Raw genomic sequence first — 25,472 nt, 5'->3', positions numbered from 1 at the left:
GGGTGCCGGTGAGTTCCCCGCGCCCCGAAAGGGGCGCGGGGAACTGCGCGACCAGCCACCGGCGGCCCGCAGGCGACCGCCAACGCATCCCCGGAGCGTCTACGCCGGCTTCTTGAACATCCTGGTTGCCGTGATCTCCCCGTGCACCGACCCGTCAGGGTCGACCGGCAGGCCCGGCCGCAGATGCTCCTCGACGCTGATGTACTTCAGCCCCGCCCGCAGGTCCGCGTCATTGCGCAACCGGATGACCAGCGGGAACTCCGCGAGCGCCGTCGTGTCGAACAGGCCCGTCGTGTACAGGAGCTGGACGCCGAGCGCGTCGGAGACGGCCCTCTGGAGCTCAAGCAGATACGTGGCGTTGGCCCGGCCGATCGGGTTGTCCAGGAACAGCGTGCCCGCGTGGCGGTGCTTGTCGCGGCCCCGGTCGTTGCTCCGCAGCGCGGCCATAGTGCAGTACAGCGCGATCGCGGCGGTGAGCAGCTGCCCGCCGGAGAACACGTCGCCCATCTGTCCGACCGGGACGCGCTCGGCGCGCAGCACCGCGTCCGGCTTGAGGATCTCCACGGCGATGCCGCGCGGCTCCAGGGCCGCCTGAACTCCCCGCAGCAGCAAGGACATTCCGTCCCTGCGCATGTCGGAGTTCTTCTTCACGGCCGCGCGCGTCGCCTCGTCGATGACCTCGCCGAGCCGCTCGGTGAGCGTCGCCTGGTCGGGCTCCTCGAAGCGGATCCGCAGGAACTCCTGCCCCGACCACTCACCGAGCCCCTCCGGCAGCTGCGAGAGCCGCTGGGCCGAGCGCAGCGTGGTCAGCGCCGACTCGACGAGCCCGCGCAGCCGGTCCACGATCGAGTCCCGGTTGCGCTCCAGCTGCTCCAGCTCGTCGGTGAGGACCCGCAGCCGGGGCGCGAACGCCACCGCCCACGACGCCGCGTGCTCGGGCAGCGCGGCGGCGGGCAGCTCCCGGATCTGCTGGCGGGCGGGGGTGCGCACCTGCTCGTACCGGGTCGCGTTGGCGTGCCGGACCAGGATGTCCGAGGCCTCCCGGACGGCGGCCTCGGCGGCCGACAGGTCGCCCGCGCAGCCGCGCAGCGAACGCCGGGCCTCGGCGGCCGACTGCCGGGCCTCGGCCAGATCGCCGGGGAACGGCTCGGGCGTCTGCTCGTCCTCCTCCTGCTGGTGGTCGCGGAGCAGGTCGCGCAGGAGCGCGGCCGTCTCGTCGAAGCCTCCGGCCCCGTCCTCGGCGGCCCGGTGGGCCTGCAGGAGCTCGGCGTGCGCGGCGCGCGAGGTCTCCAGCTCGGCGGTGCGGGCGGCCAGTTCGGCGGTGGCGGTGCGCAGCAGGGCCTGCGCCTGCTCGGCGTCGCCGGGCACCTGCTCCTCGGGCAGCTCGGTGTGCGCCTCGCCGTCCTCGGGGGCCAGCCGCTCGGCCTCGCCGCGCAGCCGGCCGAGCTGCTCGCTCGCCGCCGACGCCCTGGTCTCCAGGAGCTGTACGAGGGATTCGGCGCGGGCCGCGGCGGCCTGCCGGGACGGGCCGTCGGCGCCGTCGGTGCCCTCCAGGAGCTGGGCGGCGCGGGTGCGGACCTTGTTGGTGAGCCGGTTCAGCTCGGTGAGCGCGGCGCTCTCGTCGCTCTCCGCACGCGCCTGCTCGGCGCGCAGATCGGCGCCGACGCCGACCTTCTCGTACAGCTGCGAGGCGGCCCGGTAGGCCTCGCGCAGGGCGGGCAGCGCGGCCTTGGGGGCGGCGGCGTCCGGCTCCGGCAGGTTCTCCGGCGCGCCCGCGATCTCGGCGCGCTCGGCGCGCAGCGCGCGGGCGGTTCGGTGGGCGTCGTCGGCGGCGCGCTGGGTGGCGCGCCGGTCCTCGTCCGCGGCCCGGGCGCGCTCCAGGAGGGACTGGGCGCGGGCCTCGGACTCCGCGGCCTCGTCCACGAGTTCGCGCAGGGTGCTCTGCCAGCCCGCGCGCTCGCGCAGCCGGAACGCGAGCCCGGCCAGCGCGTCGGCGGCGCGGCGGGCGCGCTGGGCGGACTCCTGGCGCTCGTCGCGGACCCGGGACGCCTCGGCGGCGGCCTCGTCGGCCTCCGCCCGTTCCGTACGGGCCTCGGTCAGCTCCTCGACGGCGGCGCGGGCGGCTTCGCGCGCGTCCCGCGCGGCCGTGGCGAGCTCGTCGAGCATCCCGGGCGGGCAGTCGGCGCGCCAGGAGCCCAGCCGCGCGGCGAGTCCCCGGTCGCCCGCGAGGCGCGCGGCCAGGGCGCGGATCTCCTCGTCGCGGGCGGCGGCGCGGGTGCGCAGCGCCTGCCGCTCCTCGTCGGCGGCGTGCTCGTCGTGCATGGCCGGGTTCGGCGGGACGAGGAACACATCGCTCTCGCCCGCGCCCTGCCGGGGCACCGGCGCGAGCAGCGCGGCGGCGGTGCCGACGGCCACCGCGGACCGGGGCAGCAGCGCGGCGCCTGCCAGCACCTCGCGGGCCCTGACGTGCGAGGCGGGGTCGGTGATCACCACGCCGTCGACCAGCTCGGGCCGGGCCGCGAGCACCGAGGCGTGGTCGGCGGGGTCCACGGCCTGGGCCAGGTAGCGCCAGCCGGGCAGGGCCGGGATGCCGTGCTCGCCCAGGTACTCGACGGTGGCGAGGACGTCGGGGCCCGGCGGCAGCAGTCCGCCGTCGCCGAGCGCGCCGAGGATACGGGCGTCGTCGGCGGCGCCGGTCCGCAGCTCGAAGAGGTGCCGCTCGGCGGAGGCGATGCCCTGGTCGAGGAGCTGACGCAGCTCGTCGGCCTGGCGGTCCAGCTCCTCGGCGGTCAGCGGGGTGTCCGCGCCGTCCGTACCGAACGCGGCGGGGGTGCCGCGCACCGCCGCGTGGACGGCCTCCGCCGCGTACATCGTCGCGCTGCGCGGCAGCGGGACCCCGGCCGCCGGGGCGGACGGGAGGCCGAGGAGCTCCGCGAGGCGCTCGTCGGCGGCGATCGACTCGGCGGCGCGGCGCTCCGCGTCGTACGCGTTCCCGGCCGCCTCGGCCGCGTCCTGGGCGCGGGCCGCGGCCAGTTCGGCGCGCGCCTGCTCGGCGGCGGCCTCGCGGGCGCGGTCGGCGGTGGCGCGGGCGCTCTCGCGGGCCGTGTCCCAGGCGGCGACCGCCGTCTTCTCGGCGTCGCTCGCGGCGAGCGCGGCCCTGGCCGGGTCGGCGTCCGGGGCGCTGTCGTCCAGCCAGCCCGCCCGCACCGCCTCGGCGGTCTCCTGCTCGACCTCGGCCAGACGCTGGCGCAGATGCCCGGCCTCGCTGCGGGCGCGCTGCGCCTCGGTGGCGGCGGCCGTGGCGTCGCGGTGGGCCGCCTCGCTCGCCTCCTGGAGCGCGGCGGACCGCTCCTCCTCCTCTGCCGCGACCCGCTCGCCGTCCTCGGCGGCGGTGTGCAGCGCCCGTACGAGATCGGCGGCGGCGGTGGCGCGGGCGGCGAGCGCGGGCGCGGCGTCCCGCTCGGCCTCGCGGATCGCGACGGCCACGCGCGCGGAGCGGTCGGCCGCGGCCCTGTGCCGCAGCACCGCCTCGGCAGCCTGCCACGCGGAGTGCAGCGTCCGGGCGTCGGCCAGCTCGCGGCGCTGGGCGGCGGCGGCCTTCTCGGCGACGGCGAGCGCCAGCGAGGCGTGGCGGTAGGCGAGTTCGGAGGTGATCAGGGCGCTGCGGCCGCGCGCCTGCTCGGCCTCGGTGACGGTGTGCGCGGCGGCGGTGACCCGGCCCGCCAGGTCGGTGGCGCGCCCGCGCTCCTGGCCCGCGCGCGCGGAGAGCCTGCGCGCGAGCGTACGCGTACGGCGCTCGGCCCCGGCGTGGATGTCGCGCGCACGGGAGCGGGCCTCTGCGGCCTCGACGATCCGGTTGAGCAGGTCCACCGAACCCGCGGTGAAGTCGCGCTCCGCGATCAGTTCGGCGCGGCGGCCCAGCTTGTTGCCGAAGCCGCCGACCAGGTCCGCGAGGCCGTCGGTGTCCCGGGTGTCGGTGACGGCGCGCAGCAGCAGGTCGGTGAAGTCGGAGTCCTTCTTGACCGCGAAGAGACCGGCCGCCTCGCCCTCGTCGGCGTTCATCTCGCGCTGGTAGCGGAAGAGTTCGGGGTCCAGGCCGAGGTCGCCCAGGTGCTCGTTCCAGCGGTCGTGGATCTCCTCCCAGACCACGTCGAGGTGCGGATACGCCTTCCCAGCCTCGGTGACCGCGTCGCGGAAGCCCTTCATGGTGCGGCGCCTGCCCTGGGCGCCGGAGGCGCCCTCGGCGGCCGGGCGGACCGCGCTGGACTCGGCGACCGGCAGCGAGTCGAGGCTGAGGCCGGGGCCGGGCCGGAACGAGTACCAGGCCTCGGCGAACTTCCTCGGGTCGTTGGAGACCTGCCGCCCGCGCCACTCGCTCACCTTGCCGACCACGACCAGCTCGCCGGTGAGGGTGTGCTGCCACTCCAGGGCGACGTGGCCGCAGTCGTCGGCGAGCAGGAACTTGCGCAGCACGCCGGAGCTGGCGCCGCCGAGGGTGTTGCGGTGGCCGGGCAGCATCACCGAGAAGATCAGCTTGAGCAGGACGGACTTGCCGCCGCCGTTCTCCAGGAAGAGCACGCCGGCGGGGGCGGGGCGGCGCGGCGGGCCGACCGGCTCGTCCTCGAAGAACTCCGCCTGGGTGGGCGCCGGGTGGGGCACGGGCGCGCCCACGCCGCGCAGGTCCAGCACGGTGTCGGCGTAACGCGCACCGGCGGGACCGATGGAGTAGAGGCGGACCCGGGACAGCTCGTACATGGCGGACTCTCGTAGATGTGGCGGGGGTGAGGGTGTTCTGGTGCGGGGTGTTCTCTTGCAGGGGTCAGGCGTGGAACGGGAGCCCGGCGTCGGCGGCGAGGTCGAGGTCGTCGCCGTCGGGGGGCGGCAGCAGGGTCGCGCTGCCGTCGCTCACCGCGACGACCCCGAGCTCCAGGAGCTCGGTGAGCGCGGCCGTGCCGGCCATGTCGCGGACCTGGAGCTGGTAGCGGGCGGTGGTGCGGTACGCGCCGCCCGCGTCGTCGCCGGTCCGCTGGAGGAAGCCGGACTCGGTGAGGAACGCGACGGCCTTGGCCACGATGCCTGTGGTGGATCCGGCGAGACGGCGGGCGTCCTTGGTGGCGCCGGTCGAGCTGCGCCGGGCGTAGATGCGCCAGGCGGCCTCCAGGCCGGGGGCGCCGGTCTCGGGGTCGGTGTTCTCGCCCTGCTCGGCGGCGCGCTCCTCCAGGCGGCGGCAGGCCTGGCGTACGAACGCGTCGACGCCGTTGACCGTGATCCGCCCGATGTAGCCGTCGTCGGCGAGGTCCTCGGGGCGGGGGAAGGCCATCGCGGCGACGGCGAGGTGCGCGAGGCCGTGCAGGAAGCGGTCCGCGGCGTCGGTGGCGGCGCGGCGGGCGTAGTCGCCCATGCGGACGGCGAAGACGGAGTCCTCGGCGGCCGTCACGGCCATGCCGGCGCGGGGCGAGACCTCCAGGACGACGAGCCCGAGGCCCGCGGCGACGGCGTCCGCGAGTCTGGCGAACGCGGGGTCCTCGCGGTGGCGGCGGAGCAGTTCCGCGTACTCCGCGTCACGGGCGGGGAGCAGTTTGGGCTGGAGCCCGAAGGCGACGAGGCGGGCGGCGTCGGCGGCGTCACCGGGGGTGATCCGCTGCTCGCCCCCCTCGCGGGGCACGTCGCCGACACCGTCGCCGGCCTCGGGCTCACGCTCGGGGTGGTGGTCGGTCACGGGGGCTCCTTGGGGGGTGGTGTGCGGTGCGGTGTTCTGCGGTGCGGGTGGTCGGCGCCTGCGGCGGGCCTGTCCCCCGCCCCGCCCGTTCCCTTGAGCCCTGGGCGGGCGGGCCGGGTGGGGGTGAGGCTCGCTGCCCGGGGCTTCGCCGCCCTGTTTTTCTGCGGGCCCGGTGGGGGCTGGTCGCGCCGTTCCTCTCGCCCCTGAAGGCAGGCAGAAAGGGGCCGGGCCACGTTTTCAGCCCCTCCGGCGTTTGAGGAGCCGGGGCGGTGAGCGAAGCTCCCGCCCCTAAGGGGCGCGGGGAACTGCGCGACCAGCCACAGATGGCCCGCAGGCGAACGGAGGCCGGGGCGCAGCCCCGAAGCGGGGCGGGGCCATCACGCCGCCTCCCGGGCCGCCGCCATCCCCGCCGCGTCCAGCCGGGCCGTCCCCACGATCAGGTCCGCCCCGCCGAACTCCGGGTCCTCCAGCCGCGTCCCGTCGTCGACGGCGAACAGCAGCCGCTCCTCGCCCTGCCGGTACGCCGTACCGACCGGCGGGCTCGCCGCGTGCACCGCGAGCAGTGCGACCAGGTACGGCAGCTCCGGGTCCAGCCCGCGCGCCTCGGCGAGCAGACCGGACAGCCGGCGCGGCGCGTCGTACTCCAGGTCGAGCAGCTCCATCGCCGCCGCCAGCTGCTCCTCGCTGAAGCGGCTGTCGTCGGGCGTGGCGATCAGATCGGGCTCGGGCATCTCCGCGCCGAGGTGCTCCCGCTCTATCGGGGGCGTGAGCAGTATGTCGACGAGGTCGGCCACCCGCACCGACACCGGCGTCCGCAGCCCCGTCCCGCGCGCGAAGAACGCGTCCGTCACCCGTGTCGCGTCCTCGACCGGCAGCGGCAGCAGTGGCGCGACCAGCTGCCCGTACAGGTCGAGGCCGGTCCGGGCGGCCGGGCGCGCGAACGCCTGGCGGTCCTGCTCGGCGCGGAACAGCGGCCCGGCCTCCAGGAGGCGCGACTGCAGCTGGGTGTGGCGCCGGATGCAGTCCTTGACGATGTCGACGAGCTCGGCGGCCCGCCGCTTGTGCTCGGGCTCCTCCGCCTCGTCCCGGGCCTTGCGGATGTTGGTCAGGATCGCGTTCTCGTGCCGGTAGCGGTCCGCCACGTGGTCGAGCGCCTCCGCGATCATGTCCGGGACCGCGTTCAGCCAGTCGACCGCGCGTACGTTGCGCCGGGTCGCCTCCAGGGTGCGGCGCAGGGTCTCCGCGTACTGCACGGTCCGGTAGCGCGCCTGCTCGGCGGCGAGCTGGGCGTCGGCCAGCCTGCCCCGGCTGATCAGCACCTCCAGCTTCACCTCGGCGGCGATCTGGGCGCTGGTGACATCCGTGTCGAGCGCGCCCACCAGCACGTTCACGGCCTCGTCCGTCGTACGGAGGTAGACGCTGCCCCCGTACCCCGGGACCTCTTCGATCAGCTTGAAGTCGTAGTCCCGGCGCACATAGACGCCGTCCGGGCTGAACGTCCCGTACACCGCGCGGAAGCCGCGGTCCACGCTGCCGACGTTGATCAGGTTCTCCAGGACCCAGCGGGCCACCCGCTCGTGCTCGGTGGCGGGGCGGCCCGGCGCCTGCGCGGCGACCCGCGGGATCAGCCTGGCCACTATCTGCTCGTGGTCGGCGCCCGTGTCGAAGTCCATGTTCAGCGTGACGAGGTCGATCGAGGCGAGGGCGACCTCCGCCATCGCGTAGACCGAGTACTCGCCCGCGAGGTTCGCCTTGCGCACGTCCAGGTCGTGCAGCGGGGCGGTGCAGGCGAGCGCGCGCAGCCTGCGCGCCAGCCCCTCGTCGGCGGCCGGGCCCGGTGCCGGGCGCGGCGCCGCGCTGAGCTGGGGCGGAACGGGTTCCGTCGAGGCAGGCGAAGTCACGCTGCACAGATTAGGTCCTCGCACTGACAACGGTCGAAACGGCGCAGATACGACCGCCCGGCCGCCGCCCCCGCCGGCTAATCGCCGGCCGCCACCAGCCCGGCGTACGCCTCCACCAACTGCCTCCGGGAGTCGTCGAGATAGTCGGCGAGCAGCCGGACCGCCCCGCTCCGCTCGCCCGACCGCAGCGCTTCCAGAATCTCCCGGTTCCGTATGAGATAGGGCTGATGGAGCCGTTTCGGGTCGTCCACCACATGGAAGGCGAGCCGCAGTTCGGCCAGGACACCGCGCATCAGCTCGTCCGTGCGCGCGCTGCCCGCGAGGCCGACGAGCTCCCGGTGGAAGTGGATGTTGGCGGTGGAGACGCCCTTCCAGTCGTGCCGACGGGCCGCCCGCTCCCCGCCCGCCACCGCCGCGTCCAGCGTCTCCAGCGCGTACGGGGGCCTGCCGAGGCCCTGGACGACGGCGCACTCGACCAGGCGTCTGGTCCGGTAGATGTCCTCGACGTCCTCGACCGCCAGGATCCGCACGAACACCCCGCGGTTGAGCTCGTGGACCAGCAGCCGCTCGTGGCTCAGCAGCCGGAACGCCTCGCGCAGCGTGTTGCGCGAGACCCCGAGCGCCTTGCCGATGCCGTCCTCCGCGAGGCGTTCGCCCGGCGGGAAGTAGCCCTCGGCGATGCGGCCGCGCAGGATGTCCGCGACCCGCTCGGCCGTACTGGTGCGGCCGAGCAGCGGGCGGTCGTCCGCCAGCCCGCCGACCTCGGACTCCGTCGTTCCCACGGCTTCCTCACTCCCCCGCCGGGCTCCCGGCGACGCACGGCTTCCATCGTAGAAGGACGGAAAGGGAGCGGGGGACGGAAGAACGTTCCGACACGACTCTTGTCGGATTGTTCAACGATCCTCTAACTTGGGCGTCATCGCACAGCCACACCCCCACCCCACGCGCACGCTCCCCCTGCGAGGTGCAGATGAGCACGACCAAGGCACAGCAGAAAGAGGGCGAACTCCCCGGCAGCGGCGGCCCGTTCGGGTGGCTGCGGGCCCTCGGTCCGCGCGGCCGCCGCGCCTTCGGCGGCGCGTTCGGCGGCTACGCCCTCGACTCCTACGACTACTTCACGCTGCCGCTGAGCATGGTCGCGATCGGCGCGTACTTCGGCCTCGACCACGGCCAGACCGGCCTGCTCACCACGGTGACCCTGGTGGTCTCGGCGGTCGGCGGCGCGCTCGCCGGGATCCTGGCCGACCGCATCGGCCGGGTGAAGGCGCTGATGATCACGGTGATCACCTACGCGGTGTTCACCGTGGCCTGCGGCTTCGCGCCCACGTACGAGACGCTGATGGTCTGCCGCGCCCTTCAGGGCTTCGGCTTCGGCGGCGAGTGGGCGGTCGGCGCGATCCTGGTCGCCGAGTACGCCTCGGCCAAGGAGCGCGGCCGGACCCTCGGCGCCGTGCAGAGCGCCTGGGCGGCGGGCTGGGCGCTGGCCGTCGTCGTCTACACGCTGGTCTTCCACTATGTGGACGCGGACACCGCCTGGCGCGTGATGTTCTGGACGGGCGCGCTGCCCGCCCTCCTGGTGATCTACATCCGGCGCAACGTCAGCGACGCCCCGGAGGCAGCCGAGCGGCGCGCGGCCAGCTCGGGGCGCGGCTCCTTCGCCGCGATCTTCAAGAAGGACCTGCTGCGCTCCACGTTCTTCGCGACGCTGCTCTCCACCGGTGTCCAGGGCGGCTACTACACGCTCGCCACCTGGGTGCCGACCTACCTCAAGACCGACCGCGGGCTCACCGTCGTCGGCACCGGCGGCTATCTGACGTTCCTGATCTCCGGCGCCTTCCTCGGCTATCTCACCGGCGGAGTGCTCAGCGACCGGCTCGGCCGCAAGCGGAACATCCAGCTCTTCGCCGTCCTGTCCGCGCTCTGCATCCTGGTGTACACGCACATCCCGTCCGGCGCGAACACCCTGCTGCTCGTCCTCGGCTTCCCGCTGGGCTTCTGCATGTCCGCGATCTTCAGCGGGTTCGGCTCGTTCCTGAGCGAGCTCTATCCGACGGCGGTACGCGGGACGGGCCAGGGCTTCACGTACAACAGCGGCCGGGCCGTCGGTGCCTTCCTGCCCACTTTCGTGGGCTACCTCTCCGACAGCTGGGGCGTGGGCGGCGCGCTGGCCCTCGGCGCGATCGGCTACGCGCTGGCCTTCGTGGCCCTGTTCGGACTGCCCGAGACACGTGGACGGGAACTGACGTGACCCCGGTCATCGACCTCAACGCCGACCTGGGCGAGGGCTTCGGCCGCTGGCGGCTGACCGACGACGAGCAGCTGCTGTCCGTCGTCACCAGCGCCAATGTGGCCTGCGGCTTCCACGCGGGCGACGCGGCCACCATGCGGCGCGTGTGCGCGACGGCGGCCGAGCGCGGGGTGCGGATCGGCGCCCAGGTCTCCTACCGCGATCTGGCCGGGTTCGGACGGCGGGCCATGGACGTCCCGCCGAACGAGCTCGCGGCCGAGGTCGCCTACCAGATAGGCGCGTTGGAGGTCTTCGCCCGGGCCGCGGGCAGCCGGGTCGCCTACGTCAAGCCGCACGGCGCGCTCTACAACCGGGTCGTCCACGACGAGGAGCAGGCGGCGGCCGTCGTCGAAGGGGTGTGCCTGGCGGGCGGCGCGCTGCCGGTGCTCGGGCTGCCCGGCTCCCGGCTGCTGGCGCGGGCCGAGAAGGCCGGACTGCCCGTCGTCACCGAGGCGTTCGCGGACCGCGCCTACACCGCGCGCGGCACGCTCGTCCCGCGCGGCGAGAGCGGCGCGGTCGTGGCCGATCCGGACGCGGTCGTCGAGCGGTCGCTCGCCCTGGCCAGGACCGGGGCCGTGGTCGCCGCTACCGGCGAGAGCGTCGACGTACGCGCGCGTTCGCTCTGTCTGCACGGCGACACCCCCGGCGCCGCCGCCCTCGCCCACCGGGTGCGGCAGGCCCTGGAGGGTGCGGGCGTGCGGGTGGAGGCGTTCGCGTGAGACGTGCCCTGCCGATGCGGACGCTGGCGGTCGGCGACCGCGCGCTCCTCGTCGAGCTGGACAGCGGCGAGGACGCCGAGGCCCTCCACGCCGAGCTGCTGCGCCGCCGCGCCGCCGGAAGCCTGCCGCCCGTACGGGAGATCGTCCCGGCGGCCCGTACGGTCCTGCTCGACGGTCTGGACGATCCGGCGCGCCTCGCGACGCTGCTGCCCGGCTGGGAGGTCGCGCCGCCGCGCACGGACGTGGGCACGGCGGTGGAGATCCCGGTCCGCTACGACGGCCCCGACCTGGCCGAGGTCGCGGCGGTGTGGGACGTCTCGCCCGAGGCGGCGGCGCGGATCCACTGCGCGGCCGAATTCCGGGTGGCCTTCTGCGGGTTCGCACCCGGCTTCGGCTATCTGACCGGGCTGCCCGAGCGGTACGGGGTGCCCCGCCGGACCACCCCGAGGACCTCGGTCCCCGCCGGGTCGGTCGCCCTGGCGGGCCCGTACACCGGCGTCTATCCGCGCTCGTCGCCGGGCGGCTGGCAGCTCGTCGGCACCACGGACGCCGTGCTGTGGGACGCGGACCGGGAACCCGCCGCACTCCTCGCACCGGGCACCCGGGTGCGCTTCGTCCCCCGGGGCGGGGCATGACGGACCGGGCCTTCTGCGTGGTGCGGGCCGGCGCGCTCACCACCGTCCAGGACGAGGGGCGCCCCGGCCACGCCCACCTCGGCGTGCCGCGCTCGGGGGCGCTCGACCTGCCCGCGAGCCGCCTCGCCAACCGGCTGGTGGGGAATCCGCCGTGCGCCGCCGTCCTGGAGACGACGCTGAACGGGTGCGCGGTGCGCCCGCGCCGGGCCGTCACCGTCGCGGTGACGGGGGCGCCCTGCCCGGTGGCCGTCGACGGGCGCCCGGCGGCGTGGGGCGTGCCGGTGCGGGTGCCCGCGGGGACCGTCCTGGAGGTCGGCGCCGCCGTACGCGGAGTGCGCTCCTATACGGCGTTCGCCGGGGGGATCGCCGTCGAGCCGGTCCTCGGCAGCCGCTCCACCGATCTGCTCTCGGGGCTCGGCCCGGCGCCGCTCGCGGACGGCGCCGTACTGCCCCTGGGGCATCCGGCCGAGCACTACGCGCGCGTGGACGCTGCCCCCGCGCCGGGGCCGCCGCGGGAGTTGGTGCTGCGGATGCTGCCGGGGCCGCGCTCCGACTGGTTCACGGAGAATGCTTTCGCCGCCCTCGCCACCGGCCGCTACCGGGTCTCCGCCGCGAGCAACCGCATCGGCCTGCGCACCGAGGGCCCGGCGCTCGAACGGGCCGTTCACGGCGAGCTGCCCAGCGAGGGCATGGTGTGGGGCGCGGTCCAAGTGCCGCCTGACGGGCGCCCGGTGGTGTTCCTGGCCGACCATCCGACCACCGGCGGGTATCCGGTGGTGGGCGTGGTCGCCGGGGCGGATCTGGCCGCCGCCGCACAGGCCGCGCCCGGCACACCGCTGCGGTTCGTGCCCGTACGACGGGGCCCCGCTTCCGTACGGAGGCGTCAGGAGCGGGGGCGTCAGGAGCCGTAGCCGCCGCCTCCGGGCGTGCGGACGACCAGGACGTCCCCAGGGCCCACCTCGACCGTGTCCACACCGCCCAGCGGCTCGCTGCGGCCGTCCGCGCGCTCCACCAGGTTCGCGCCGAGCCCGCCGGGCGCGCCGCCCGCCATGCCGTACGGCGGGACGCGCCGGTGGCCGGTCAGCAGGGCGACCGTCATCGGCTCCAGGAAGCGGATCCGGCGCTCGACCCCGCATCCGCCCGTCCACCGGCCCCGCCCGCCGCTGCCCTCGCGTACGGCGAAGGCGTCCACGCGCACCGGATAGCGCCACTCCAGCACCTCGGGGTCGGTGAGGCGCGAGTTGGTCATGTGGGTCTGCACGGCGTCCGCGCCGTCGAATCCGTCTCCCGCGCCCGATCCGCTGGCCACCGTCTCGTAGTACTGCACCCGGTCGTTGCCGAAGGTCACGTTGTTCATCGTGCCCGAGCCCTCGGCCTGGATCCCGAGGGCCGCGTAGAGCGCGCCGGTGACGGCCTGCGAGGTCTCGACGTTTCCGGCGACGGTCGCGGCCGGGTGCTCCGGCGCCAGCATCGAGCCCGGCGGCACCCGTACCTCCAGCGGCTTGAGACAGCCGCTGTTGAGCGGGATGTCGTCGTCCACCAGCGTCCGGAAGACGTAGAGGACGGCCGCCATCACCACCGACCTCGGCGCGTTGAAGTTGCCCGGCTGCTGCGGCGAGGTGCCGGCGAAGTCCAGTACGGCGCTGCGGCTCTCGCGGTCCACGGTGACCGCGACCCGGATGACGGCGCCGCCGTCGGTCTCGTACGTGTACGAGCCGTCGCTCAGCCCCGCCACGATCCGCCGCACGGACTCCTCGGCGTTGGCCTGCACATGACCCATGTACGCCTGGACGACGTCGAGCCCGAACTCGTCGGTCATGCGCCGCAGTTCGGCGATGCCCTTCTCGTTGGCGGCGATCTGGGCGCGCAGATCCGCGAGGTTCGTGTCGGGGTCGCGCGAGGGGTGGACGGCGCCGGTCAGCAGCCCCCGCGTCTCCGTCTCGCGCAGCCGTCCGTCCCGGACAAGGAGCCAGTTGTCGAAGAGCACGCCCTCCTCCTCGATGGTGCGGCTGAAAGCGGGCATGGAGCCCGGGGTGATGCCGCCGATCTCGGCGTGATGGCCGCGCGAGGCGACCAGGAACCGCAGCTCCTCGCCGTCGAACACCGGGGTCACCACGGTGATGTCGGGCAGATGGGTGCCGCCGTGGTACGGGTCGTTGATGGCGTAGACGTCGCCGGGCCGCATGGCGCCCGCGTTGCGGTGCAGCACCTCCTTGATGGACTCGCCCATCGAGCCCAAGTGCACGGGGATGTGCGGGGCGTTGGCGATCAGGTTGCCCTCGGCGTCGAAGAGCGCGCAGGAGAAGTCGAGGCGTTCCTTGATGTTGACGGAGTGGGCGGTGTTCTCCAGGCGTACGCCCATCTGCTCGGCGATCGCCATGAAGAGGTTGTTGAAGACCTCCAGCATCACCGGGTCGACGTCCGTGCCGACGGCGGAGCGGCCGGGGCGGGGGCGCACCCGGGTGAGCAGCAGATGCCCCAGGGCACCGGCGGCGGCCTGCCAGCCCTCGTCCACCACGGTGGTGGCGTCGGCCTCGGCGACGATCGCGGGCCCGGCCACCGTGTCCCCCGGGCGCAGGGTGGCGCGCCGGTGCAGCGGGACGTCCCGGCGCTCGCCCGCCACGAACATGCCCACGGTGGCGGAGGGGCCGCTCGCGCCCTCGCGCGCGTACTCCTCGACCTCGGGGGTGGCGTGCGGTCCGGCGGCGCCGACGGCCTCCACCGACACCGCCTCCACGACCAGAGGCTTGTCCATGGTGAAGGCGTACCGCGCGCGGTGTTCGCCCTCGAACGCCTCCTTCATGGCGTCCGCCGTGTCCAGGGCCACCGGCAGGCTCGCGTCCGTACCGGCGTAGCGGAGCAGCACGCGCGCGTGGGTGGTGATCGCCTCGTCCGCGACGCTGTCGGCGTGCAGTTCGCCACGCGTGCGTGCCGCGAGTGCGTCGCACAGCTCGCGCACCCGCCCGACGGAGTCCTCGTCGAGCTCCGCCTCGACGGACCGCTCGCGCATCGCGGTCGCGTCGGCGAGGCCGATGCCGTAGGCGGAGAGGACTCCGGCCAGCGGCGGTACGACCACCGTGTCGATGCCGAGCGCGTCCGCGACCGCGCAGGCGTGCTGGCCGCCCGCGCCGCCGAAACTGGTCAGGGCGTAGCGGGTGACGTCGTGGCCGCGCTGCACGGAGATCTTCTTGACCGCGTTCGCCATGTTGAGCACGGCGATCTCCAGGAATCCGGCGGCGACCTCCTCGGGGGTGCGGCCGCCGGTGCGGGCGGCCAGCGCGGCGAACCCCTCCCGTACCACCCCGGCGTCCAGCGGCAGTTCGCCACTGGGGCCGAACACCGCCGGGAAGTGGGCGGGCTGGATCCTGCCGAGCATCACATTGGCGTCGGTGACGGTGAGCGGGCCGCCGCGCCGGTAGCAGGCCGGGCCCGGGACCGCGCCCGCCGAGTCGGGGCCGACCCGGTAGCGCTGTCCGTCGAAGTGGAGCACCGAGCCGCCGCCCGCCGCCACGGTGTGGATGTTCATCATCGGGGCGCGCATCCGCACCCCGGCGACCTGGGTGGCGAAGTCCCGCTCGAAGGCGCCCGCGTAGTGCGAGACGTCGGTCGAGGTGCCGCCCATGTCGAAGCCGATCACGCGCGCGTAGCCGGCCCGTCCGGAGGTGCGGGCCATGCCGACCACGCCGCCGGCGGGTCCGGAGAGCACCGCGTCCTTGCCCCGGAAGTGCGCCGCCTCCCGCAGGCCGCCGTTGGACTGCATGAACATCAGCCGTACGCCGTCGAGTTCCTTGGCGACCTCGTCGACGTAACGGCGCAGGATCGGCGAGAGGTAGGCGTCCACCACGGTGGTGTCGCCGCGCGGCACCAGCTTGATGAGCGGGCTCACCTCGTGCGAGCAGCTGACCTGGGTGAAGCCGAGCGCGCGGGCGGCCTCGGCGACGGCCAGCTCGTGGTCCGGGTAGCGGTAGCCGTGCATCAGGACGACGGCGGCGCTGCGCAGTCCCTCCGCCCGGGCGGCCCGCAGCCCCTCGGTGACACCCGCGAGGTCGAGCGGGCGGACGGTGGCGCCGTGCGCGTCGACCCGCTCGGCGACCTCGACGACCCGCGCGTACACCGCCTCCGGCAGCACGATGTGCCGGTCGAACAGCCGCGGCCGGTTCTGGTACGCGATCCGCAGGGCGTCCCGGAAGCCCTCGGTGACGACCAGGACGGTCGGCTCACCCCGCCGTTCCAGCAGGGCGTTGGTGGCGACGGTGGTGCCCATCTTGACGACGGAGATCCGGTCGGCCGGGACCGGCTCGTCGGGCCCGAGGCCGAGCAGCAGCCGGATCCCGGCCACCGCGGCGTCGCGGTCGCGCTCCGGGTCGTGGGAGAGGAGCTTGCGGCTGACCAGGCGCCCGTCGGGCCGTCTGCCCACCACGTCGGTGAAGGTGCCGCCACGGTCGATCCAGAACTCCCAGCGCCCTGTCATCCCTCCATTCTGGCAAGGCGGCCCGCGCCAGGGGGCGCGCCGATGGCCGCGCGCGCCGCGGAGAGCGCCTCCGCGGCGCGCGGATCGAGGTGGGTGGCGGTGCCGCGCGCGGCGTGGCGCTGCTCGGCCCCGGCGAGGCCGAGCAACTGGGGCAGCAGGCCCGTGGAGCGCCGCGCCACCCGGGCGGCCCCGGCCGTCGCCGGCCTCAGGAGCGCGGCGGCCGGTCCGGCTCGCACGAGGGCGGTGGGCCCGGCGCGAGGCCGCGCTCGGCGAGCAGGGTGCGGCAGCGGGCCGCTGTCCAGTCGGACAGCGCCCATAGGGCCCTATCGGCTCATATCGCGGAGGCGTCCGGGCCCATCCGGTTGTGGATGGCGCTCTGTACCTCGGCCTCCTCGGCCGGGTCGTCGGCCAGGCGCCGCAGCCGCTCCGCCACGCGCGCGTCGACGAGCTCGGCGTACTGGGCGGCCACTTCGCGGGTGGTCTCCTCGCAGTCCCACAGGCACTCGACGGCGAAGCCGGTGGGGAAGGAGGGGTCGGTGGCGGCGAGCGCGCGGGCGGTGCGGCCGCGCAGCTCGGAGGAGGCGGTCTCCCGGTAGAGGTGCCTCAGTACGGGGGCGGCGCAGCCGATGCCGAGCCGTCCGGCCCCGTCGACGAGGGGACGCAGCAGGGGCGCGTCGGGCCCTTCGGAGCGCACGCACTCGCGCAGTGCACCGAGGACCAGCTGGGCGTCGTCGGCCTCGCCCCGGCAGGCGAGGACGCCCGCGGCGGCGGCGCCGAGCGCGTCGGGCCGGTGCACCCAGCCGCGCGCCCGGTCGACGGCCTCGGGCCCACACATCCGCTCGAAGGCGTGGACGGCGGCCTCGGCCACCGTGTGGGAGCCGCCGCCGACGGCGGCCTCGATGAGGTCGAGCACGCGGGGGTCGCGTGACTCGGTGAGGTAGTGCAGGGCGGCGCAGCGGGCGCCGTCCGAGCCGGCGCGCGCGGCCTCGATGATGAGGTCGCGGTCGTCGGGCCCGGCCACCGCGCCCAGGCAGCGGGCGGCGGGCAGGGTGAGGTCGGCGCCGCGCTCCAGACCCTCCTGGGCCCAGTCGAAGACGGCCTGGACGCTCCAGCCCGGGCGGGGCCCGGACGGTCGCATCTGGCGCTGCCAGCGGTCGAAGGACCCGGCTTCCTGGGCGGCGCGCACCCGTGCGCCGACCACGTCCCGGGTGTCCTCGGCCCACAGCCGCCAGGGCCGGGGCTCGAAGGCGTCCCGGACGGTGGCGGCCAGTTCGGCGTCGCCCTCGGGGGTGCCGGGGAACCGGGCGAGGACAGAGTCGGCGAGGCCGCGCAGGCCCGCGTCGTCGTCACGCAGAGCGAGCTCGTCCAGGGCCCAGCCCCAGTTGGCTCCACGCACGGCGTACCGCCGCAGCAGCAGCAGCGCGTCGTCCCTGCCGTAGGAGGCGAGGTGGCCGAGGACCGCGAGCGCGAGACCGGTGCGGTGCTCGTCGGTGTCGAGGACGTCCTCGGTGCTGAAGAGATGGGCCTCGATCTCGTCGAGTCCGCCGTCGAGATCCAGGTAGAGGCGCGCGTAGTACAGGGAGCGGTTCTCCACCTGCCAGTCGTGGCGGGGGTCGCCCAGTACACAGTGGTTCAGGGCCGCCAGGGCTTCTGGGCGCGGGGCGGCGAGCGCGTGCAGGGTGCCGTCGCCGCGGCCCCGCTGCAGCAGGCCGAGCAGCGTACCGCTCGGCGCTATGACCGGATCAAACATGGAAGTAGCCTCACATCAAGCTGTTGACGCAACCGGGATTCGTGCCGTGCCCTAGTAGGCCGCGCGCCAACATGTTCGGCCGTCCGCCGTCTTCTTGCTGTGAGTCATCTTCCTGCCTCTCGTCGTGTGGCCCCCGATGTAAGGACCCTGCCCCTGATGAAGGGGCTCGTCGTCATGATGACCCAGGCATTTCGCCACCGCGACCACATTTACGAGCCCCTCTCACCAGGTACGCAGGGGCACCCGGTGCAAACCTCAGCGGTCGCCGAAGAGTGCGAGCAGTTCCGTCTTGCCGAACATCCGTGCGGTGTCGAGCGCGGACGGCGTTCCGGCGGAAGGATCGGCTCCGCCTGCGAGCAGCGCCTTGACGACCGCGTCCTCGCCCTTGAAGACCGCACCCGCGAGCGGGGTCTGGCCGCGGTCGTTGGCGCGGTCGGCGTCGGCGCCGCGCGCGAGGAGCACGGAGACCGCCTCCGCGTGCCCGTGGTAGGCGGCGAGCATGACGAGCGTGTGGCCCTTGTCATTGGTGAGGTCCGGCGAGACCCCGGCGTCGACGTACGCGGCGAGCGCCTCCGCGTCTCCCCGGCGCGCCAGATCGAAGATCCTGGTCGCCAGCTCGACCACCTCGGGATCGAGGTCATCGCTCATCGCACGGACCGCCCTTCGCTGCGTACGGCGCTCCTCGGAACGCCTGTGACCTGGGCCCGCACGGCACCGGGGCCGTACGAGTGAATCGACAGGGTACTGCCCGTCGGGCGACATGGTTCGGCCCGCCCGGGGCACATCTCACCGCGAGTGACGGCATCCGGCGCCGCAGCCGCACAGTGTCCCGCCCGCGACCCGGTTCCATGTCCGCCACTCCAGTGAAAATCAGAGAATTTCACCCGATTGCATCTTTTATCACATAGATACTTCCTGTGATCCTGGAAGAACTCATGGTGACTGTCCCCATCAACCAGGAGAACTTCTCATGATCCTGTCCATCTCAGGCGTCGTCCTGCTCGGAATCATCGTCTTCCTCTTCTTCCGGAAGGACGGCCTGAAAGCGTCGCACGCCATGGTCTGCGCCCTCTTCGGCTTCTACCTCGCGGGCACCGCGATCGCCCCGAGCATCAAGGCCGGCGGCCAGAGCCTGGCCAGCCTGCTGGGCGGGATCAAGTTCTGACCTCCCGCCAGTCCCGACCACCCCCTCAGGAGACCGACGTGGCCCGGCGACCACTCCCCCGCATTCTGAGCAGCACGAGCGTGCCGATCGCCCGCAGCCGCGAGATCGCGCGCACGGCCGCCGACAGCGCCACCGACGTCCTCCATCCGCTCATCACGATCAGCCGCGGCCTGCGGCTGATCGCCGCCGCCCTGCGCGGCAAGTGGACCGCCACGCCCAGGGAACGACGTGGTCCCGCGCTGTTCCTGGTGGCGGCCGTCGTCCTGGTGGTCGCGCTCATCCCGTACGGGCCACTGCTCGCCCTGATCACGGTGATGGCCGCGGCCGCCTGGAAGGGCCGCGAGCGCACCCCCGTCAAGACCGGGCCCGACGAGGCCGAGACCGGCCGCCTCCAGGCGCTCTACGAGGCGCTTGTGCCCTACTTCTCGGTGGCGGAGGACCCCAGTCCGCTCTTCGCCCACGGCGGGGAGTGGGCCAACACCTTCAGTGAGTACGAGTTCGACGACGCGGGCCGCGTCACCCGGCTCCTCATCCACTACCCCGCGTACTTCACGGACGGCGAGCCCGAGGCGCGCGCCCGTATCGAACAGCTGCTGCACACCAAGTCCGGGCGCGGCCGGGAGTACCGCTTCGAGTGGGACGAGGAGGGCAACCAGCTCGTCATGCGCGTCCTCGACGCGCTCTCCACCTCGATCGCCGTCCAGCGCTTCGTCGTCGGCCCCGGCGAGACCGTGCTCGGGTTCACCGACGCCGACGCGGTGCAGCGGACCGTGCCGGTCACCGAGGGCGACGACGTCCGCGACGCGCCGCCGGTCGTCTGGCGCACCGGCCCGCGCTCCACCGAGCCGCACCTGCTGGTGGTGGGCGAGCCCGGCAGCGGCACCACGACCCTGCTGCGCTCCATCGCCCTGCAGGTGCTCCAGCACGGCGACGTGCTCGTGGTGGAGGGCAGCGGCACCGGTGAGTACGCGTGTCTGACCGGGCGCCGGGGCGTGCTCGCCGTCGAGTGCGGCCTCGCCGGGGCGCTGGCCACGCTGGAGTGGGCAGCGCACGAGACCGAGCGCCGGCTCATCGCCGCCAACCGCGCCCGCCAGGGGGGCCACCCGGCCCCGGACGACATCAAACGGCCGCTGTGGATCCTGCTCGACCGGCCGAGCGTCTTCGGGCACCTGGCCGCCGCCGACGGGCGGGCCGACCCGCAGCAGCTGCTCCAGACCCCGCTGCGGCACGGGCGGGCGGCCGGGGTGACCGTGGTGGTCGCCGAGCAGTTCGACAGCCTGGAGGCGCTGACCGAGCCGGTACGCACGCACACCCGCGCGCGCGTGGTGCTCGGCCCCTCCACCCCGGCGCTGGCCGAGTGGGTCCTCGGCGTCCCGCCGCACACCACCCCGACCACGGCGGTCCCGCCAGGCCGCGGCTACGCCCGCCTGGGCACCGGGCCCGTCCTGCGCCTCCAGGTCCCGGCGACGCCGGACCCGTACGACGACGCGACCAGCGAGCAGCACCGCCAGGCGGTCCTGGACCTGCTCCCGGAGCGCGACCTCCCGGTGGAGGCGGCGCCCCGCCAGCAGGCGGTGCCGGCGGAGGGCTGACAGGCGCCCGTCACGCCACGAACGTACGCGGCGACTCGCCCCCGTTGCTCGCGCCCTTCTCCACCAGGCGGGCCGCCGCGGCGAGCCGCGCCGCCGCCTCGTCCGCGACCGGGCCGCTCACCGTGAACGGCAGCCGTACGTACCCCTCGAAGGCGCCGTCCACGCCGAACCGGGGGCCGGAGGGCACCCGTACACCGACCCGTTCGCCCACTTCCGCCAGCCGCGAGCCGGAGAGTCCCCCGGTGCGCACCCAGAGCGTCAGCCCGCCCACCGGCACGTCGAACTCCCACTCCGGCAGCTCCCGGCGGACCGCCGCCACCAGCGCGTCACGGTTCTCGCGCGCCTGGGCGCGGCGCAGGTCGACCGCCTGCTCCCAACCGCCCGTGGCCATCAGCCAGTTGACGGCGAGCTGCTCCAGGACCGGGGTGCCGAGGTCGGCATAGGCGCGGGCGGCGACGAGGGAGCGGATGACGTCGGGGGCGGCGCGCACCCAGCCGATGCGCATGCCCGCCCAGAACGCCTTGCTGGCCGAGCCCACCGTGAGCACGGTCGCGCCCGCCGGGTCGAAGGCGCAGACGGGGCGCGGCATGTCGATGCCCTCGTCCAGCCAGAGCTCGGACATCGTCTCGTCGACGACGAGCACGGTCCCGGCCGAGCGGGCCGCGTCCACCAGGGCGCGGCGCTGGTCCTCGTCGGCCAGCGCGCCGGTCGGATTGTGGAAGTCGGCGACGACATAGGCGAGCCGGGGCGCGGAGTCGCGCAGCACCTGCCGCCACAGGGGCAGGTCCCAGCCGGTCAGCCCTTCGGCCATGGCGACCGGCACCAGCCGGGCCCCGGCCTCGCGCATCAGCTGGAGGATGTTGGCGTACGAGGGCGACTCGACCGCGATCCGCTCACCGCGCCCGGCGAAGAGGTGGCAGATGGCGTCGATGGCGCCCATCGCGCCGGTGGTGACCATGATCTGCTCGGGCATGGTCGGGATACCGCGCGCCGTGTACCGCTCGGCGAGCATCTGGCGCAGCGCGGGCAGCCCGGCCGGATAGTCGCCGTGGGTGTGCGCGTACGGCGGCAGCTCCTCCAGGGCGCCCTGGACCGAACGGGTCAGCCACGGCTCGGGCGCGGGCAGCGCCGCGCACCCCAGGTCGATCATGGAGCCCAGCGACTCCGGCGGCAGCGGCTCCAGGCCGCGCGAGGGCAGCGGGTTGCCCGCCGGGACGGCCGTCCAGCTGCCCGCGCCCCGGCGGGACTCCAGGAAGCCCTCGCCGCGCAGCGCCTCGTAGGCGGCGGCGACCGTGGTGCGGCTGACCGAGAGCGCCAGGGCCAGCTCCCGCTCGGCGGGGAGGCGGGCCGCCACCGGCACCCGTCCTTCGAGGACGAGGAGGCGGATCCCGTCGGCGAGCGCCCGGTAGGCGGGCGGCTTGCGGGTGCCCGCCGGGCGGGGCTGCTGCTGTGCGTTGAGCTGACGGGCGAGCTGTGCCGGCCCGACCGCCGAGGTCCACTGCGCCATGAAAGTCAGTCCACCTTCCCCGAATTGGCCATGGTTGGGAGGGGTTTCCCAGCCACAGAGTGTCATGCGCCGGTCCACTACCACCAGACAGGGGGGCACTCACGTGTCCACGCACCTCACCCGCAGGCTGCTCCAGCTCTACGTCGGCCTGACGCTGTACGGCGTGAGCTCCGCGCTGCTCGTGCGCAGCGGGCTCGGGCTCGAACCGTGGGGGGTGCTGCACCAGGGGATCGCCGAGCGCACCGGGCTGACCATCGGCGTCGTCTCGATCATCGTGGGCGCGCTCGTGCTGCTGCTGTGGATCCCGATCCGGCAGCGCCCGGGCCTGGGTACGGTCTCCAACGTCTTCGCCATCGGCATCGCCATGGACTCCACGCTCGCCCTGGTGCCGGACGTGCACGGGTTCGCCGCGCAGATCCCCCTGCTGGCCGGCGGGATCCTGCTCAACGGTGTCGCGACCGGCCTGTACATCTCGGCGCGGTTCGGCCCCGGCCCGCGCGACGGTCTGATGACCGGGCTGCACCGGCTCACCGGCCGCTCCATCCGGCTGGTGCGCACCTCGATCGAGGTGGCGGTGGTGGCGACCGGATTCCTGCTCGGCGGCTCGCTGGGCGTCGGCACGGTCGCCTACGCCCTCGCCATCGGCCCGCTCGCCCAGTTCTTCCTGCGCGTCTTCGCCGCCCCCGGGCCGGAGCGGACAGCGGCCCCGGAGCCCGCGCCCGCCGTCGCCGCCGAGCCCGTCACCGGGGCGGCACCGGCACAGGCGATACTGCGCGGGTGACTCGCGTACGCCATCCCTATCTGGACCACCCGACGCCGATCGCCTTCGCCCACCGCGGCGGGGCGGCCGACGGCATCGAGAACACCGCGGCCGCCTTCGGCCGGGCCGCGGCGGCCGGTTTCCGGTACTTCGAGACCGATGTGCACACCACCGTGGACGGCCGCCTCGTCGCCTTCCACGACTCCACCCTGGACCGGGTCACCGACGCCGTGGGGCGGATCGCCGATCTGCCGTGGACCGAGGTGCGCCAGGCCCGGGTAGCGGGCCGCGAGCCGCTGCCGCTCTTCGAGGAGCTCCTGGAGGCGTTCCCCGAGGCCCGCTGGAACGTCGACCTCAAGGCCGAGTCCGCGCTCGGCCCGCTCGTGGAGCTGATCCGCCGGACCGGTGCGTGGGACCGGGTGTGCGTGGGCTCGTTCTCGGAGGCCCGGGTGGCCCGGGCCGCCGAGCTGGCGGGCCCGCGCCTGGCCACCTCGTACGGGGTGCGCGGCGTCGCCGCCCTGAGGCTGCGCTCGCTCGGCGTCCCGGTGCCGCTGCGCCGGGGCGCGGTGTGCGCGCAGGTGCCCGAGGCCCAGAGCGGGGTCCGGGTGGTGGACCGGCGCTTCGTGGAGACCGCGCACGCCCTGGGCCTGCAGGTACACGTATGGACAATCAATGATCCCGATCGGATGACGAAACTCCTGGACCTCGGCGTGGATGGCATCATGACCGATCATCTGGAGACGCTGCGCAAGGTACTGACCGACCGGGGAACCGGGTTCTGACACCCGGCGCGCGCCCGAAGAACGAACGAGAGGGCGCGGGGTTTGACCGCCGAGACCATGGGCCGGGCCGCCGCAGAGGCGGCGCCGGACCCTGACCGCCGCCGCGAACAACGCGGCTGGTACTTCTACGACTTCGCGTGTTCGGTCTACTCGACGACCGTCCTGACGGTGTTCCTCGGGCCCTATCTGACGACGATCGCGAAGGACGCCGCCGACGCGGACGGCTTTGTGCACCCGCTGGGCGTTCCGGTGCGGGCCGGGTCCCTCTTCGCGTACGCGGTGTCCGCCTCGGTGGTGCTCGCGGTGGTCCTGATGCCGATGGTGGGCGCCGCCGCGGACCGCAGCGGCCGCAAGAAGCCGCTGCTCGCGGCGGCCGCGTACACCGGAGCCGCGGCGACCGCGGGCATGTTCTTCCTGGACGGGCACCGCTATCTGCTCGGCGCGGCGCTGCTGATCGTCGCCAATGCCGCGCTGTCGGTCTCGATGGTGCTCTACAACGCCTATCTGCCGCAGATCGCCGGCCCCGAGGAGCGCGACCGCGTCTCCTCGCGCGGCTGGGCCTTCGGCTACACCGCGGGCGCGTTCGTCCTGATCCTCAACCTGATCCTCTACTCGGGCCACGACAGCTTCGGGCTCTCCGAAGGCACGGCCGTACGGATCTGTCTGGCCTCGGCGGGGGTCTGGTGGGGCGCCTTCACGCTCGTACCGCTGCGGCGGCTGCGGGACCGGGGCGCGCCCGCCGGGCACGCCCCGGCCGAGGGCAAGGTGGGTGCGGGCTGGCGCCAGCTCGTCGCGACGCTGCGCGACATGCGCGCGCGTCCGCTCACGCTCGCCTTCCTGCTCGCCTATCTGATCTACAACGACGGCGTGCAGACGGTGATCTCGCAGGCGTCGCTGTACGGCTCCGAGGAGCTCGGGCTCGACCAGAACACGCTGATCGTCGCCGTGCTGCTCGTGCAGGTGCTCGCGGTGGCCGGGGCGCTCGGGATGGGGCGGCTCGCGCAGACGTACGGCGCCAAGCGCACGATCCTCGCCTCGCTGGCGGTGTGGGCGCTGATCCTGGGCACCGGGTACTTCCTGCCCGCCCGCTCGCCCGCGCTCTTCTTCGTCCTGGCGGCGGCGATCGGCACGGTCCTGGGCGGCAGCCAGGCGCTGTCGAGGTCGCTTTTCTCACACATGGTGCCGAGCGGCAAGGAGGCCGAGTACTTCTCGGCCTACGAGATGAGCGACCGCGGGCTGAGCTGGCTGGGGCCACTGGTGTTCGGGCTCGCGTATCAGCTGACCGGGAGCTACCGGGATGCGATCATCTCCCTCGTGATCTTCTTCGTGGCCGGCTTCGCGCTGCTCGCCCGGGTGCCGGTGAGGGCCGCCGTGGCGGCCGCGGGGAACCCGGTTCCGGCGCGGATTTAGACGTTGAAGTGAAAGGCCGGTAGTGTACGCCTTTGGCCTGCCAGGCGGACCGTTACTGCGTGCTCAAGTAGTGAAGACGCTGGGTGACATCTGCTGCCAGATGTGACAAACCGGGCACTGGTGGGTACAACAAGGGGCGGCACGACGGCGACACATGACCCACAACGGGAATCTTTACCGCCGACCGGACGTTGACCGGATGACGACGACAGCGACACCTGTCCTGTGGGCGACAAGCCCGGGAGGCACGATTCATGAGTGAGCGAGCTCTTCGCGGCACGCGCCTCGTGGTGACCAGCTACGAGACCGACCGCGGCATCGATCTGGCCCCGCGCCAGGCGGTGGAGTACGCATGCGAGAACGGACATCGATTTGAGATGCCGTTCTCGGTGGAGGCAGACATCCCGCCGGAGTGGGAGTGCAAGGCGTGTGGCGCCATGGCACTCCTCGTGGACGGCGAAGGTCCTGAAGAGAAGAAGGGCAAGCCCGCGCGTACGCACTGGGACATGCTCATGGAGCGGCGCACCCGCGAAGAGCTGGAGGAGGTTCTGGCCGAAAGGCTGGAGGTTCTGCGTTCCGGCGCCATGAACATTGCCGTGCATCCGCGCGACAGTCGCAAGTCCGCGTAGGCGCGCAAGCGCTCTTGGCGGAAACCGAAGAGTCGAGGGGGGGGGGGGGGCGGGGGGGGTGGGGCGGCCCTTTTTTTTTTTTTAGGCATCGCCCGGCGTGAACCTCAGGGGGTCGCGGGGGGAGGGGGGACCTGTTTTTCCCCCC

At 74.1% G+C, this 25,472-nt stretch carries 19 protein-coding genes; 10 read left to right on the top strand and 9 right to left on the bottom strand.

The window, feature by feature from the left end; genetic code table 11:
• Positions 1–99: 99 nt before the first annotated feature.
• From ACZ499_RS21505 to ACZ499_RS21490, 4 genes are all read right to left on the bottom strand, one after another.
• A complete protein-coding gene (locus tag ACZ499_RS21505) occupies positions 100–4,755 on the bottom strand; it encodes a hypothetical protein (RefSeq protein ID WP_468677034.1) in 4,656 nt (1,551 codons plus the stop codon).
• A gap of 64 nt (positions 4,756–4,819) precedes the next feature.
• Positions 4,820–5,665, bottom strand: a complete 846-nt coding sequence (locus ACZ499_RS21500; protein ID WP_468677091.1) for a hypothetical protein — start codon at positions 5,663–5,665, stop codon at positions 4,820–4,822.
• 431 nt (positions 5,666–6,096) lie between these two features.
• The gene (locus ACZ499_RS21495; RefSeq protein ID WP_468677032.1) at positions 6,097–7,620 is read right to left on the bottom strand and encodes a hypothetical protein; all 1,524 of its coding nucleotides are present in this window, start codon (positions 7,618–7,620) and stop codon (positions 6,097–6,099) included.
• 77 nt (positions 7,621–7,697) lie between these two features.
• The gene (locus ACZ499_RS21490; protein ID WP_468677029.1) at positions 7,698–8,402 is read right to left on the bottom strand and encodes a GntR family transcriptional regulator; all 705 of its coding nucleotides are present in this window, start codon (positions 8,400–8,402) and stop codon (positions 7,698–7,700) included.
• A 188-nt stretch (positions 8,403–8,590) separates the two neighbouring features.
• Between ACZ499_RS21490 and ACZ499_RS21485 the strand changes: the two genes are divergently transcribed.
• Genes ACZ499_RS21485 through ACZ499_RS21470 form a run of 4 tightly spaced genes read left to right on the top strand, consistent with a single transcriptional unit; the run spans position 8,591 to position 12,172 of the window.
• On the top strand, positions 8,591–9,868 hold the full coding sequence (locus tag ACZ499_RS21485; RefSeq protein WP_468677027.1) for an MFS transporter: 1,278 nt from the start codon (positions 8,591–8,593) through the stop codon (positions 9,866–9,868).
• A complete protein-coding gene (locus ACZ499_RS21480; protein WP_468677025.1) occupies positions 9,865–10,626 on the top strand; it encodes a LamB/YcsF family protein in 762 nt (253 codons plus the stop codon). Before ACZ499_RS21485 ends, ACZ499_RS21480 begins: the two co-directional genes overlap by 4 nt.
• A gap of 14 nt (positions 10,627–10,640) precedes the next feature.
• Complete coding sequence (locus ACZ499_RS21475) at positions 10,641–11,261, top strand: 5-oxoprolinase subunit B family protein (protein WP_468677089.1); 621 nt, start codon at positions 10,641–10,643, stop codon at positions 11,259–11,261.
• Positions 11,258–12,172 carry a 5-oxoprolinase subunit C family protein gene (locus ACZ499_RS21470; RefSeq protein ID WP_468677023.1) on the top strand — a complete coding sequence of 305 codons (915 nt, stop codon included), beginning with the start codon at positions 11,258–11,260 and terminating at the stop codon, positions 12,170–12,172. The genes ACZ499_RS21475 and ACZ499_RS21470 overlap by 4 nt, the downstream gene beginning before the upstream one ends.
• On the opposite strand, the gene ACZ499_RS21465 is transcribed toward ACZ499_RS21470, so the two are convergent.
• The 4 genes from ACZ499_RS21465 to ACZ499_RS21450 form a co-directional block, all read right to left on the bottom strand.
• Positions 12,160–15,732, bottom strand: a complete 3,573-nt coding sequence (locus ACZ499_RS21465) for a hydantoinase B/oxoprolinase family protein (protein ID WP_468677021.1) — start codon at positions 15,730–15,732, stop codon at positions 12,160–12,162. The two genes, ACZ499_RS21470 and ACZ499_RS21465, sit on opposite strands and share 13 nt — an antisense overlap.
• A complete protein-coding gene (locus tag ACZ499_RS21460; protein WP_468677020.1) occupies positions 15,729–15,968 on the bottom strand; it encodes a hypothetical protein in 240 nt (79 codons plus the stop codon). Before ACZ499_RS21460 ends, ACZ499_RS21465 begins: the two co-directional genes overlap by 4 nt.
• A 95-nt stretch (positions 15,969–16,063) precedes the next feature.
• Positions 16,064–17,482 carry a HEAT repeat domain-containing protein gene (locus tag ACZ499_RS21455; RefSeq protein WP_468677019.1) on the bottom strand — a complete coding sequence of 473 codons (1,419 nt, stop codon included), beginning with the start codon at positions 17,480–17,482 and terminating at the stop codon, positions 16,064–16,066.
• Between the two features lie 255 nt (positions 17,483–17,737).
• Positions 17,738–18,130, bottom strand: a complete 393-nt coding sequence (locus ACZ499_RS21450) for an ankyrin repeat domain-containing protein (protein WP_371651093.1) — start codon at positions 18,128–18,130, stop codon at positions 17,738–17,740.
• Between the two features lie 322 nt (positions 18,131–18,452).
• Between ACZ499_RS21450 and ACZ499_RS21445 the strand changes: the two genes are divergently transcribed.
• Entirely contained in the window at positions 18,453–18,647 is a 195-nt protein-coding gene (locus ACZ499_RS21445; protein ID WP_067155558.1) for a hypothetical protein, read from the top strand.
• 38 nt (positions 18,648–18,685) lie between these two features.
• Positions 18,686–20,239 carry an ATP-binding protein gene (locus tag ACZ499_RS21440; protein ID WP_468677016.1) on the top strand — a complete coding sequence of 518 codons (1,554 nt, stop codon included), beginning with the start codon at positions 18,686–18,688 and terminating at the stop codon, positions 20,237–20,239.
• A gap of 10 nt (positions 20,240–20,249) precedes the next feature.
• On the opposite strand, the gene ACZ499_RS21435 is transcribed toward ACZ499_RS21440, so the two are convergent.
• Positions 20,250–21,746 carry an SCO1417 family PLP biosynthesis transcription factor gene (locus ACZ499_RS21435; RefSeq protein WP_468677015.1) on the bottom strand — a complete coding sequence of 499 codons (1,497 nt, stop codon included), beginning with the start codon at positions 21,744–21,746 and terminating at the stop codon, positions 20,250–20,252.
• A gap of 64 nt (positions 21,747–21,810) precedes the next feature.
• Here ACZ499_RS21435 and yczE point away from each other — a divergent pair, with 64 nt between their 5' ends.
• The 4 genes from yczE to ACZ499_RS21415 all read left to right on the top strand — a co-directional run bounded on the left by yczE (position 21,811) and on the right by ACZ499_RS21415 (position 25,327).
• Positions 21,811–22,527, top strand: a complete 717-nt coding sequence (gene yczE, locus ACZ499_RS21430; RefSeq protein ID WP_468677012.1) for a membrane protein YczE — start codon at positions 21,811–21,813, stop codon at positions 22,525–22,527.
• Positions 22,524–23,288, top strand: a complete 765-nt coding sequence (locus ACZ499_RS21425; RefSeq protein WP_468677010.1) for a glycerophosphodiester phosphodiesterase — start codon at positions 22,524–22,526, stop codon at positions 23,286–23,288. The genes yczE and ACZ499_RS21425 overlap by 4 nt, the downstream gene beginning before the upstream one ends.
• Before the next feature lie 57 nt (positions 23,289–23,345).
• Positions 23,346–24,698: an MFS transporter gene (locus ACZ499_RS21420; protein WP_468409198.1), complete on the top strand. Its 1,353-nt coding sequence runs from the start codon at positions 23,346–23,348 to the stop codon at positions 24,696–24,698.
• 254 nt (positions 24,699–24,952) lie between these two features.
• Complete coding sequence (locus tag ACZ499_RS21415) at positions 24,953–25,327, top strand: RNA polymerase-binding protein RbpA (RefSeq protein WP_067155573.1); 375 nt, start codon at positions 24,953–24,955, stop codon at positions 25,325–25,327.
• Positions 25,328–25,472: the final 145 nt, after the last annotated feature.

The organism is Streptomyces sp. NPDC031265 (assembly GCF_055570295.1).
Note: the sequence above shows the minus strand (reverse complement) of the source record. Positions and strands in the feature narration are given on the sequence as shown.

What these genes read in the sequence shown, in the direction of transcription:
- ACZ499_RS21445 (WP_067155558.1), top strand. Translation starts at nt 18,453, where the DNA reads ATGATCCTGTCCATCTCAGGCGTCGTCCTGCTCGGAATCATCGTCTTC.
- ACZ499_RS21455 (WP_468677019.1), bottom strand. Translation starts at nt 17,482, where the DNA reads ATGTTTGATCCGGTCATAGCGCCGAGCGGTACGCTGCTCGGCCTGCTG.
- ACZ499_RS21475 (WP_468677089.1), top strand. Translation starts at nt 10,641, where the DNA reads ATGCGGACGCTGGCGGTCGGCGACCGCGCGCTCCTCGTCGAGCTGGAC.
- ACZ499_RS21420 (WP_468409198.1), top strand. Translation starts at nt 23,346, where the DNA reads ATGGGCCGGGCCGCCGCAGAGGCGGCGCCGGACCCTGACCGCCGCCGC.
- ACZ499_RS21485 (WP_468677027.1), top strand. Translation starts at nt 8,591, where the DNA reads ATGAGCACGACCAAGGCACAGCAGAAAGAGGGCGAACTCCCCGGCAGC.
- ACZ499_RS21450 (WP_371651093.1), bottom strand. Translation starts at nt 18,130, where the DNA reads ATGAGCGATGACCTCGATCCCGAGGTGGTCGAGCTGGCGACCAGGATC.
- yczE (WP_468677012.1), top strand. Translation starts at nt 21,811, where the DNA reads ATGCGCCGGTCCACTACCACCAGACAGGGGGGCACTCACGTGTCCACG.
- ACZ499_RS21470 (WP_468677023.1), top strand. Translation starts at nt 11,258, where the DNA reads ATGACGGACCGGGCCTTCTGCGTGGTGCGGGCCGGCGCGCTCACCACC.
- ACZ499_RS21435 (WP_468677015.1), bottom strand. Translation starts at nt 21,746, where the DNA reads ATGGCGCAGTGGACCTCGGCGGTCGGGCCGGCACAGCTCGCCCGTCAG.
- ACZ499_RS21465 (WP_468677021.1), bottom strand. Translation starts at nt 15,732, where the DNA reads ATGACAGGGCGCTGGGAGTTCTGGATCGACCGTGGCGGCACCTTCACC.
- ACZ499_RS21505 (WP_468677034.1), bottom strand. Translation starts at nt 4,755, where the DNA reads ATGTACGAGCTGTCCCGGGTCCGCCTCTACTCCATCGGTCCCGCCGGT.
- ACZ499_RS21415 (WP_067155573.1), top strand. Translation starts at nt 24,953, where the DNA reads ATGAGTGAGCGAGCTCTTCGCGGCACGCGCCTCGTGGTGACCAGCTAC.